Source organism: Scytonema sp. NUACC21 (assembly GCF_054684315.1).
The window spans coordinates 1-11,190 of record NZ_BAAFZH010000011.1 but is presented as its reverse complement, the minus strand read 5'-3'; the positions used below and the strand labels follow the sequence as shown (position 1 = coordinate 11,190).

Below are 11,190 nucleotides of genomic sequence, written 5' to 3'. Positions count from 1 at the left end.
CTCCTGTGCTTCAACGCGCTTAAAGAGAGCAACGCACTGGCTGTTCACTATCAAAGACTTCCTCAGTTTCATACCAAATGCGAGTTTGATAACAAAAAAACCCCAGTTTCTTGAACAAACCGGGGTTTTAAATATTAAATTTATTTTCTAAATCTTAGCTTCTTCCTTCACCAACTTATCCCAGCCCAAATCTTTGAGGTTGTTATTCCGGCGCAGAGGACGAGTGACCAACTCAAGAATATCACGCGCATTGGTAAAGCCGTGAATTTGAGCAAAGGTGAACTCGACAGACCACTTGGTGTTGATACCCCTTGCTTCCAAGGGGTTAGCATGAGCCATACCGGTAATCACCAAATCGGGTTTCAATTCGTAAATGCGCTGAATTTGGTTGTAGTTGTCCGGCTTTTCCACAATCTTGGGCAGAGGTACACCCATTTCTTGGCAAGTCTTTTCTAACAATGCCAGTTCAGCAGCTTGGTAGCGCTTATCCATGTAAGGGATACCTACTTCAGGAACGGTCATACCGCACCGCACCAAGAATCTTGCTAGGGAAACTTCCAGCAAGTTATCGCCCATGAAAAAGACGGATTTGCCGCGAATCAGTTTTATATAATCTTCTAAACTTTCCCAAATTTGGGCTTCCCGTTCATCCAATCCTTTGGGAGTGATGCCAAACACCGAGCAGATTTTCTCAATCCAAGCACGGGTACCATCAGGTCCGATAGGGAAAGGTGCGCCAATCAGCTTGCATTTGCGACGACGCATTAAGGTAGTCGCAGTTCGGCTGAGGAAGGGGTTGACACCAGCGACGTAATACCCTTCTTCAATAACGGGAAGTTCGGTAAAGCGCTTGGAAGGTAGCCAACCAGAAACTTTAATACCTTGCTTCTTAAGTTCTAGGGTTAATTGAGTGACGACGGGATCGGGAAGAGAGCCAAAAAGCACCAGAGGTAGGTGATCCGCATACTCAGATTCTTCCTTGGCAACCTCTTCTTTTTTCTTACCAAAATTGAGCAGCTTTTTAATGCCATTGCGCTCTTCTTTCTCAGCTTCTACTACAGGGGCTTTATCCGGACAACGCGCCGCCATTGCAGCTAACACCGTGTCTTCCCCTTGGGTAAAGGCGTAGTCTAAACCGTTAGCACACGTAGACTTCACAATAGAAGTAGAGCGTTCCATGCGGGTGCTAGATGGTGTTATTACAGTGCTGTGTTCTGTAGGAGGCGTGCAACCCCAAACAGAAACTGTATGGCGTCAAGCAGAGCGCTACAAAGTGCCTCGCATTGTGTTTGTTAACAAGATGGATCGCACGGGCGCGAGCTTCTATAAAGTTTACGATCAAGTACGCGATCGCCTGCGGGCAAATGCCATTCCCATTCAGTTGCCTATAGGCAGTGAAAGTGATTTCAAAGGGATCGTTGACTTGGTGAAGATGATCGCATACATCTACACCAATGACCAAGGAACTGATATTCAGGAAACAACCATTCCCGAAGATATGGCAGCTCAAGTGGAAGAGTACCGCACCAAGCTGATTGAAGCAGTAGCGGAAACTGACGATGAGCTGATGAACAAGTACTTCGAGGGTGAAGAACTTACTGAAGAAGAAATTCGCACAGCGCTGCGGAAAGGCACAATTGCAGGTACGATCGTGCCGATGCTTTGTGGTTCCGCATTCAAAAACAAAGGCGTACAGTTGCTATTGGATGCAGTAGTGGATTACCTACCCGCACCAATTGACGTACCACCAATTCAAGGTACAGTATCTTCTGGTGAAACTGTTGAACGGCGTGCTGACGATAACGAACCCCTCTCAGCGTTAGCTTTCAAAATCATGGCAGACCCCTATGGTCGTCTGACCTTCGTTCGCGTATATTCTGGTGTTCTAAAGAAGGGCAGTTACGTTCTCAATGCTACCAAAGGAAAGAAAGAACGGATTTCTCGTTTGGTGGTGTTAAAAGCGGATGAGCGGCTTGACGTTGAAGAACTCAGAGCCGGCGATTTGGGAGCAGCTTTGGGATTGAAAGATACCTTGACAGGTGACACGCTATGTGATGACAATGCACCAGTCATTCTGGAATCCCTGTATATTCCCGAGCCTGTGATATCGGTGGCGGTTGAACCCAAGACCAAGAACGACATGGACAAGCTGTCCAAAGCTCTGCAATCTCTGTCGGAAGAAGACCCAACCTTCCGCGTCTATGTCGATCCTGAAACCAACCAAACCGTAATTTCAGGTATGGGTGAGCTTCACCTAGAAATTCTGGTAGACCGGATGTTACGCGATATGTTCTGCGGCAATATTGGCCATAATCGGACGCTTGGTTTTGTCGCGATCGCCACCACACCCCACTACGGTTATCAATTGTTCGTTGCGGGTGCGAATGTCGCCAATCGTTTTCAGCACATTGGCTAAGGCATCGGGCGTGTGTGCATAATCGACAATCGCTGTAATTTGGTTGGGCGAAACCACAAACTGAAAGCGTCCTGAAACCCTCTCCAATTCAGACAAAAGGCGTAAAGCCTCTGATTTTTCGAGTCCCAACTCAATGGCAACCCCATAAATGGCCAAAACGTTGTAGGCATTGAAGGATCCGATTAATTTGACCCATACTTCTTGCTCGTTGATTTTTAAAAGCAACCCCGACAACTGATTTTCCAACACCTGTGCTTTGTAATCGGCCATAGATTTCAAGGCATACGAAAGGGTTCGGGCCCCGGTGTTTTGAACCATAACTGCACCATTTTTATCGTCGGTATTGATGAGTGCAAAAGCAGTTTTGGGCAAATGATCAAAAAATGATTTTTTCACATCACGGTATTCTGCGAAAGTGTTGTGGTAATCCAAATGATCATGGGTTAAGTTGGTAAAAACACCTCCTTTGAACACCAATCCTTCGGTTCGTTTTTGGTGTACCCCATGGGAACTAACTTCCATGAAACAATATTCACATCCCACCTCGGCCATTTCAGCCAAATACCGGTTGATGGTAAGGGAATCGGGCGTGGTATGTGTGGCTGGAAACTCGTGGGTATCAACCATCACTTTTACGGTGGAAAGCAATCCGACTTTGAATCCGGCTTTTTTAAACAATTGATACAACAGTGTTGCAATGGTTGTCTTCCCATTTGTTCCCGTTACGCCTACCAATTGTAATTTGGTGGAAGGATTATCATAAAAGTTATTCGCCATCCATGCCAAAGCCGTATTGGTATCGGCCACTTGGATATAGGTGATATGAGGTAAAAGCGTTTCGGGAAGCGTATCACATACCACCGCTACAGCACCCAAAGTGATTGCTTTTTCTATAAAATCATGTCCATTGGCTAGTGTCCCGCGTAAGGCTACGAACACATCCCCCGAAGTAACTTTGCGGGAATCAAATTCAATCTTAGCCACAGGAATATCGGTCGGTCCTTTAACCGAACACCCAATTTGAAGGTGAAGTGTACGTGTTGACAGAAAAAGAAGGTGGTCGCAAAACACCCTTCTTCCCTGGCTACCGTCCTCAGTTCTACGTTCGGACAACCGACGTAACCGGTACCATCCAATCTTTCACCAGTGATGATGGCAGTGCGGCAGAAATGGTTATGCCCGGTGACCGCATTAAAGTGACTGTTGAACTGATCAACGCGATCGCGATCGAGCAAGGTATGCGCTTCGCTATTCGTGAAGGTGGTCGTACCATCGGTGCTGGTGTCGTTTCCAAAATCCTCAAATAGTACCTTTGCACCTTAACTAAAAAAGGAGCAGAGATGGTATAATACATCTCTGCTTTTTTAGCGTCCCTCGATAAATTGTTAATAGTTAGTCGTTAGTCGTTAGTCGTTAATTGTTCTACTAACTACTAACCACTAACCACTAACCACTAACCAACCCAATCAGAACCTGGACAATTAAACATGGCAACACTACAGCAGCAAAAGATTAGAATTCGCCTACAAGCTTTTGACCGTCGCTTGCTGGATACATCTTGCGAGAAGATTGTAGATACAGCTAACCGTACTAATGCGACAGCTATCGGACCGATTCCCCTACCAACAAAGCGCCGAATCTACTGTGTGTTGCGCTCTCCCCACGTAGATAAAGATTCGCGAGAACATTTTGAAACTCGTACCCATCGTCGGATTATTGACATTTATCAGCCTTCTTCCAAGACTATCGATGCTTTGATGAAACTGGATCTACCATCCGGCGTGGATATTGAAGTTAAATTGTAATTATCAGTTAGTAGTTGTTAGTTAGTAGTCTTATAAAGAATCATATTAACCACTAACTACTAACCATTAACGGGAAAAAAAGTATCAAAAATAACAAAGCCCTGAGAAAGATTTCTTCAGGGCTTTTTATTTGGTTGAGATGCAAAATGATAGAATATAAAAAATACGGGAAAAGCAGACGACATTATTTATTTAAGATACATAAATTTATACCTAGGACACAATGACATCAACTTCTAAAATTGCTGTTTGCGAACTACCTCTGTTCCCGTTACCGGAAGTAGTTCTGTTCCCTACAAGACAACTGCCCCTGCACATCTTTGAATTTCGCTGGAAGCAGTATTTGAGGCAGAAATTACATTTACGGGTTGGGCTAAATCTTCAGATAAAATTTCTTGAGGCAGAAAAGGTTGTCCTATTTCTTCTTTATCTGCACTGCAACGTCCATCAATAATATTTGGGGGAATAGCCCCTCCTCTGTCGTTTCCAAATTTATCGGAAATATCGTGACCTGAAGGTCTAACTTTAGGTTTATAACCATTCTTGAGAAGGTTCTTCATTGCATTGCTGTAAGGTTTTAAAACCCTTCTATTGTTAGCCTTAGGATGTGGTTCCTTTGATAGCCACCAAATTGTATTTACCGCATCTTTAACTCTTTCCCTGCGAACTGTCACCCATTCAGCCGGGGTAGGGAGTTTTGCTGGATTATACCAATATAATTCTTGTGCTAGATAAAAGCCAAGTCCGCCTTTTTCTTTTGCTTTGCACAGAGAAACAACTAATTCAAAGTGATAAAGAGAACGAACTGGCATCCCCTTAATCCAACTACCGCCAATATCAATAACTAGTGACCCTGTCGGTTTAAGAATACGGTAAAACTGTACTGCATAATCTTTAAACCATTCAACATATTCATCGGCATCGACATTTCCATATTCTTTTTTACGAACTAGTGCAAACGGTGGAGACGTGCAAATCAGGTCAATACTTTCATCGGGAATACCTGCCATTAATTCTAAACTGTTTCCCAAATAAGCAGCACCGAATTTTGTTTCGTAGTAAGGATTACAATTAAGTCTCATATAAACTTTGCTAGTACTAATATACGCTCCACTATGACAGCATTATTCATAGAAGCATAAGTTTTCCAACTGTTTGCTATTTTTTTAATCGTTTTGCTGGCTCATAGGGTAACTTACCAAGTATCTGCGTCAATAATAGTACATTAGCTCTAATGCGATCGCGCTTACCCCAGAGAAAAGAAACCAGAACTAAGGCGGTGTCGCAAGTATTAGTAGGGTGGGCACTGCCAGCCCTTGGGGCGCGAACAAATGAACTACTAAAGTAAAGGCTGAAACCCGCTCTATGACTGGAGCAAAAAATCAGGTCTGTGGGCTATCGATGCTCTTCAATGCAAAATTCCATCAAAAACGGTCAATAAATTGCTCGTTGAAAAACCCTTACTAATGACCAATGACAAATGACTAAGGACGACCCTCACCAGTTACTTTTTTTCTTACCGACCTACTTATTTTGCTTGCTTATTTATTAAGAGATGAAATAAGGGACGCACCCTGTTCTATATACAATCCAAATCAATTGTGAGACAGCCGATCGCGCTTGTGAGTTGCTATAACTTAGCCGATTTGCGTCCAATTTTGTGGTAGCTCGACATTTTCCGGCACGCGAGTGGTAACATCACCTGAAGCCACTGTAACCTGATGCGGTTCCAAATTCTTCACCCCTGTCAGGATAGCTCCATCTAGTTTGACATCACTTAAGTTTGTCATATCCAGATTAGCTCCTATGAGGTTTGCTCCACAAAGGTTAGCTTCATCAAGAATCGCCAATTGTAAGTTAGTTCCCATAAGGTTTGCTCCGTTAAGGTCAGCTTCTCGGAGGCTAGCCTCGCTCAAATTAGCAAAAAACACCTCAGCATACTGTAGTTTAGCTGCATTCAAGTTTGCCATTTGCAAATTGGCTCCATTCAGGTTTGCTTGTTGCAAATTGGCTCCAATCAAACCCGTTCCCTGCAAGTTGGCTTTACCAAGTTTTGCCCCGTGTAAATTAGCAAGAAATAGCTTAGCCCCTTGTAAGTTGGCGACTTTTAAATTTGAACCGCACAAATTAGCTTTATAAAGGTTGGCTCCTTGTAAGTTAGCACCACGCAGACTTGTTCCGGATAGGTTGGCTGCACGCAGGTTAGCTCCACATACCCAAGCTCGATTTAAATTTGCTCCTGAAAGGTTAGCTTCCTTCAAGTTAGTTGATTGCAGTTTGGCTTCGTACAAAATAGCCCCTTCTAGTTTTGCATTCTCCAAATCTGCTTTGGACAAATCGGCTCCGCGTAAGTCAGCTTCACATAAGTCTGCTCCCCGCAGGTCTGCTTGGTGCAAGTTTGCTTTGTGCAGGTCTGCTCCCTGAATGTCAGCATTCCGCAAATCAATTTTTTGGTCGGGGAGGTCTTTATCGGCATTACGTCTACCGATAACAGTCAGAGCAGCTTGAATATCTGTATGAATTTTTACTGTTTTTTCCGAAGGTTCCTCCTCTTGTCGATTGACAGAATTTTCTCGCAATTATTCCAAATTCGTGCCGGTCAGTTGGTTGGACGTTTGGCATTTGTTGCGGATGCTCATGCTGAACTAGGGGCTATATTGCAACGAGTCTTAGAAGAACATTATCAAATGGCAGACCCAGTAGAAATTCCTACTGAGATTTTGGTACAGTATGAGTTGCCCGATGGGGAAATATTGGCAGATGTTTTGACTCAGCGAAAGGGGCGGAAAGTGGCTATTTTGACCCCCCAGCGACAAGTCAAGGCAGAGTTAATTGAGATGGTAGAACGAAATGCTCAATACGAATTGCAAAGGATGCAAAAATTGGGCGAAACCAACGCTGAAGCAATACAAGATTTAGCCGCTATTTTGGATTTGCCCGAGTTACCCCATCGTATAGAAGGTTACGATATCTCCCACATCCAAGGGTCAAATGCTGTTGCTTCTCAAGTTGTGTTTATTGATGGTTTGCCAGCAAAGCAACACTATCGCCATTACAAAATTAAAAATCCGACAGTGACAATCGGACATTCAGATGATTTTGCCAGTCTTGCTGAAGTCATCGGGCGTCGCTTCCGAAAATATGCTGAAGATCCGCAATTACCTCGTCAAGGAAATCCTGATTGGCCCGACCTCATTACGATCGATGGTGGGAAAGGTCAGTTATCTTCTGTTGTTGCTGTTTTGCAAGAAATGAATTTATTGGAAGACTTGCGAGTTGTGAGTTTGGCGAAACGGCGCGAGGAGATTTTTTTACCGGGAGAGTCTCAACCTTTGGCAACCGAACCGGAACAACCAGGAGTGCAACTGTTGCGACGATTGCGGGATGAAGCCCATAGGTTTGCTGTGAGTTTTCACCGACAGCAGCGTAGCGATAAGTTGAAGCGATCGCGTTTAGATGAAATTCCCGGTTTGGGGCATCACCGACAAAAGCAACTTTTAGGGCATTTCCGCTCGGTTGATTATATTCGACAAGCTACACCCGCACAGATTGCTGAGGTTCCGGGTATTGGTCCGCGTTTAGCACAAGAGATTTATGACTATTTCCATCCCGCTTAAAGGTCGTTAAAAAAAGTGATGGGTAATTAATAATTGAGGAACCTCATTACTAATTTACCCATTACCTGAAATCGGCGATGTGTTGGGTTTCGTTCCTCAACCCAACCTACGGGTATGAAATCGGCGATGTGTTGGGTTTCGTTCCTCAACCCAACCTACGGGGGTACGAAATCGGCATCTTACGGAATGTTTATGCAACCGTGATGACATCTAACACTTCCGAAATACGAAAAATTGAAGAAAATAGTATATTAAGTCGAACAAAATTTTGACTGTCCCAAATTTCTTGAGCAAAATATGACTCATCCCTTCTTGGAACGCTTGCACAGTCCCTCTCGCCCAGTTATTGTCTTTGATGGGGCGATGGGAACCAACTTGCAAACCCAAAACCTCACGGCTGAGGATTTTGGCGGGGCACAGTACGAAGGTTGTAACGAATACCTCGTTTTCACAAAACCCGAAGCTGTGGCAAAAGTTCATCGAGACTTTCTTGCCGCAGGTGCAGATGTTATTGAAACAGATACCTTTGGCGGTACCTCCGTTGTTTTGGCAGAATACGACTTGGCAGACAAAGCGTATGAACTCAGCAAAGCGGCGGCAGAACTGGCAAAGCGTGTCGCTGCGGAATTTTATACCCCAGAAAAACCCCGATTTGTTGCGGGTTCAATGGGACCTACCACCAAACTCCCAACGCTGGGGCATATCGACTTTGACACCTTAAAAGCTTCCTTTGCCGAACAAGCAGAAGGGCTGTTTGATGGTGGGGTCGATTTATTTATAGTTGAGACTTGCCAAGATGTGCTGCAAATCAAAGCAGCGCTCAATGGCATTGAAGAAGTCTTTGCCAAGAAAGGGGAACGCCGTCCGTTGATGGTTTCCGTTACAATGGAGACTATGGGCACTATGCTGGTAGGGACGGAAATCAACGCCGTGCTGACAATTTTGGAACCCTACCCGATTGACATTCTCGGTCTGAACTGTGCTACAGGGCCAGATCTGATGAAACCACATATTAAGTATCTTTCCGAACATTCACCTTTTATCGTTTCCTGTATTCCTAATGCTGGTTTGCCGGAAAACGTCGGGGGTCAAGCTTACTACCGTTTGACTCCTATGGAATTAAGGATGTCACTGATGCATTTTGTTGAAGATTTAGGTGTCCAAGTGCCATTAGTGTTACTGATATTAGCTTCCCTATGTGTTGACAATAGATTTGACCGTTGAGATTTAGCAGTAATACTCATGACTCGAGTTGGACGCATATCAAGGGCAACCCCATAAAATTTCGCTAGTCGCTGCATAAAGTTTGGCATAAATTTTTACAGCTATAGCACAGCCAAGCGTCTATTTTGGGTTGTTCTGACGTTTAGTACGTAAAATTTTACATTTTTTTAATCCTCCCGATCTACTCTATTTTTACCTTTTTCTGACCTTTTTTTCGCTTAATCGTTCCATTCACCGCGAGGCGGCAAGGGTTTACGCACAGGCGTGCGCGTGAGTTCATCATCTCTTGGCGTATCACCTCTGAGCCATTGGCGGATTGCCACCTCAATCACCTTACTGGGATCGTTAGTTAAATGCTGAATTTGCTCCAATAACTCCGAGTCCAGGCGAATTGCTATTTCTACCTTGTCGGCTAGTCTTTGTTCCACATCAGTAGCTTTTTCTTGCATATTCATAGGGTAATATACTGTATATGTTTTCAAAGGCTTGCAAAGTGGTTTTATTTAGAGGTCGGGACGAATCGCAAGTTGCTTCTCGCTCCTAAATTCTGCATAACCCACTAGTTATTTATTGTACGACTCTAACTGCTTCCATTAGGTAGAAATTATCTCTCAAAATGTGAATTAGTCCTTTGTCATTAGTCCTTGGTTATTAGTCATTTGTTTGTTTGCCTCACTCTCTCCCTCACTCCCTTCCTCCTCCCCTCGCCGTCTGAGCTAAGAAAGCATTACAATACGTTAAGTATATTGCTCTTTTATTCCTTGTTGCCTTTAAAGCAAAGAAGTATATGACTGACGTTCCCGCAGCTCGCATTCGCAACTTTTGTATTATTGCTCACATAGACCACGGGAAATCTACCCTCGCTGACCGCCTGTTACAAGTGACTGGAACTGTGGATCAGCGGGAAATGAAGGAACAATTTCTCGACAACATGGATCTTGAACGGGAGCGCGGCATTACTATTAAGCTGCAAGCTGCCCGAATGAACTATAAGGCAAAGGACGGTCAAATGTACGTCCTGAACCTGATTGATACTCCAGGGGATTCTGCCTTGGGCCAAACACATTGAAATAACGCAGCCCAATGGTATGGAAGTCGTAAGTCTTTGAATATACATTCGCATACAACTCATTCACATATTTTGTTACTGCATAGGGCGAAAGAGGATTCCCAATCCTGTCTTCAAATTTGGGTAAGCCGGGATGATCACCATAGGTACTCGAACTGGCAGCATATACCATTCGCTTTACACCTGCATCTCGCGCCGCTGTTAGCATGTTCAAGAAGCCACTTACATTCACATCATTACTAGTAATTGGATCGGCAATTGAACGAGGAACAGACCCAAGGGCAGCCTGATGCGAAACATAATCCATTCCCTCAACCGCTTTCTGACAAGTAGCAAAGTCACGAATATCACCTTCAATCAATTCAAAATTCGGAAGTGACATGTAAGTTTTTATATTATCCAGCGAACCGGTAGCGAAATTATCCAGCACTCGAACTTTGCCTGCGCCATACCGAATCAAGTATTCAACGATGTTTGATCCAATGAATCCGGCACCACCGGTAACTAAAAAGCTAGAATTACTAATGTCTTTATTGTGAAACTGTGTAGTATACATAGTGTGTACGGTTTATAAACGAGCGTCAACGATTTCTTTTTCCATGATCGATTTCACATCGAACACAACGCTGTGTGCCTTTCTATGATGTTTTACCATTGCCGAATTAAATTCTTTGTGAGCTACAGTTACAACAATTGCATCGTAAGCTGCACCGTCATCCAATTTTTGAATGGTTCGAATTCCATATTCATGCTCAACTTCGTCTGGGTTAGCCCAAGGATCTACAATATCCAAACTGAGATTGTATTCTTTTAGTGCAGTAATAATGTCGATCACTTTTGTATTACGAACATCCGGACAATTCTCTTTAAAAGTAAAGCCCATTATCAGTATCTTACTATTCGTTACCTGAATTCCCTTTTTGATCATCAATTTCACTACCTCACTTGCAACATAGGCTCCCATACCATCATTTAAACGTCTACCTGCCAAAATGATCTCCGGATGATAACCTACTTCCATAGCTTTCTGTGCTAGGTAATAAGGATCTACGCCAATAC

General features: G+C 43.8%; 6 protein-coding genes and 9 pseudogenes. 8 read left to right on the top strand and 7 right to left on the bottom strand.

The window, feature by feature from the left end:
• Positions 1–147 precede the first annotated feature (147 nt).
• Positions 148–1,143, bottom strand: a pseudogene (gene bchN, locus ACYRY3_RS00660) (ferredoxin:protochlorophyllide reductase (ATP-dependent) subunit N); the annotation flags it as partial.
• A 1-nt stretch (position 1,144) separates the two neighbouring features.
• Here bchN and ACYRY3_RS00655 point away from each other — a divergent pair.
• Positions 1,145–2,287 (top strand): annotated as a pseudogene (locus ACYRY3_RS00655) (elongation factor G); the annotation flags it as partial.
• On the opposite strand, the gene ACYRY3_RS00650 reads toward ACYRY3_RS00655, so the two are convergent.
• Complete coding sequence (locus tag ACYRY3_RS00650) at positions 2,279–3,400, bottom strand: UDP-N-acetylmuramoyl-L-alanyl-D-glutamate--2,6-diaminopimelate ligase (protein ID WP_460199948.1); 1,122 nt, start codon at positions 3,398–3,400, stop codon at positions 2,279–2,281. The pseudogene ACYRY3_RS00655 and the gene ACYRY3_RS00650 overlap by 9 nt on opposite strands.
• A 23-nt stretch (positions 3,401–3,423) precedes the next feature.
• Here ACYRY3_RS00650 and ACYRY3_RS00645 point away from each other — a divergent pair.
• The 3 genes and pseudogenes from ACYRY3_RS00645 to ACYRY3_RS00635 form a co-directional block, all read left to right on the top strand.
• Positions 3,424–3,723, top strand: a pseudogene (locus tag ACYRY3_RS00645) (EF-Tu C-terminal domain-related protein); the annotation flags it as partial.
• A gap of 180 nt (positions 3,724–3,903) precedes the next feature.
• A complete protein-coding gene (rpsJ, locus tag ACYRY3_RS00640) occupies positions 3,904–4,221 on the top strand; it encodes a 30S ribosomal protein S10 (protein WP_008232935.1) in 318 nt (105 codons plus the stop codon).
• Between the two features lie 223 nt (positions 4,222–4,444).
• A pseudogene (locus ACYRY3_RS00635) lies at positions 4,445–4,558 on the top strand (LON peptidase substrate-binding domain-containing protein); the annotation flags it as partial.
• Here the strand turns inward: ACYRY3_RS00635 and ACYRY3_RS00630 are convergent.
• A pseudogene (locus ACYRY3_RS00630) lies at positions 4,536–5,303 on the bottom strand (DNA-methyltransferase); the annotation flags it as partial. The pseudogenes ACYRY3_RS00635 and ACYRY3_RS00630 sit on opposite strands and share 23 nt — an antisense overlap.
• 555 nt (positions 5,304–5,858) lie before the next feature.
• Positions 5,859–6,800, bottom strand: a pseudogene (locus ACYRY3_RS00625) (pentapeptide repeat-containing protein); the annotation flags it as partial.
• On the opposite strand from ACYRY3_RS00625, the pseudogene uvrC reads away from it, so the two are divergent.
• From uvrC to ACYRY3_RS00610, 3 genes and pseudogenes are all read left to right on the top strand, one after another.
• Positions 6,798–7,838: pseudogene (uvrC, locus tag ACYRY3_RS00620) on the top strand (excinuclease ABC subunit UvrC); the annotation flags it as partial. The pseudogenes ACYRY3_RS00625 and uvrC overlap by 3 nt on opposite strands.
• 77 nt (positions 7,839–7,915) lie before the next feature.
• Positions 7,916–8,110: a hypothetical protein gene (locus tag ACYRY3_RS00615; RefSeq protein ID WP_460199947.1), complete on the top strand. Its 195-nt coding sequence runs from the start codon at positions 7,916–7,918 to the stop codon at positions 8,108–8,110.
• Between the two features lie 25 nt (positions 8,111–8,135).
• Positions 8,136–9,005: pseudogene (locus ACYRY3_RS00610) on the top strand (homocysteine S-methyltransferase family protein); the annotation flags it as partial.
• 275 nt (positions 9,006–9,280) lie between these two features.
• On the opposite strand, the gene ACYRY3_RS00605 reads toward ACYRY3_RS00610, so the two are convergent.
• Complete coding sequence (locus tag ACYRY3_RS00605; RefSeq protein ID WP_460199946.1) at positions 9,281–9,517, bottom strand: hypothetical protein; 237 nt, start codon at positions 9,515–9,517, stop codon at positions 9,281–9,283.
• A 332-nt stretch (positions 9,518–9,849) separates the two neighbouring features.
• Between ACYRY3_RS00605 and ACYRY3_RS00600 the strand changes: the two are divergent.
• Positions 9,850–10,104 (top strand): annotated as a pseudogene (locus ACYRY3_RS00600) (GTP-binding protein); the annotation flags it as partial.
• On the opposite strand, the gene ACYRY3_RS00595 reads toward ACYRY3_RS00600, so the two are convergent.
• Together ACYRY3_RS00595 and ACYRY3_RS00590 are read right to left on the bottom strand one after the other, a co-directional pair.
• Positions 10,025–10,687: an NAD-dependent epimerase/dehydratase family protein gene (locus tag ACYRY3_RS00595; RefSeq protein ID WP_460199945.1), complete on the bottom strand. Its 663-nt coding sequence runs from the start codon at positions 10,685–10,687 to the stop codon at positions 10,025–10,027. The pseudogene ACYRY3_RS00600 and the gene ACYRY3_RS00595 sit on opposite strands and share 80 nt — an antisense overlap.
• Before the next feature lie 12 nt (positions 10,688–10,699).
• Positions 10,700–11,190, bottom strand: a 491-nt coding sequence (locus ACYRY3_RS00590; RefSeq protein ID WP_460199944.1) for a UDP binding domain-containing protein, incomplete at its 5' end; no start/stop codon positions are given.

Excerpts from the sequence above, each read along its gene's own strand:
- ACYRY3_RS00615 (WP_460199947.1), top strand. The coding sequence starts at position 7,916 with ATGTGTTGGGTTTCGTTCCTCAACCCAACCTACGGGTATGAAATCGGC.
- ACYRY3_RS00605 (WP_460199946.1), bottom strand. The coding sequence starts at position 9,517 with ATGAATATGCAAGAAAAAGCTACTGATGTGGAACAAAGACTAGCCGAC.
- rpsJ (WP_008232935.1), top strand. The coding sequence starts at position 3,904 with ATGGCAACACTACAGCAGCAAAAGATTAGAATTCGCCTACAAGCTTTT.
- ACYRY3_RS00595 (WP_460199945.1), bottom strand. The coding sequence starts at position 10,687 with ATGTATACTACACAGTTTCACAATAAAGACATTAGTAATTCTAGCTTT.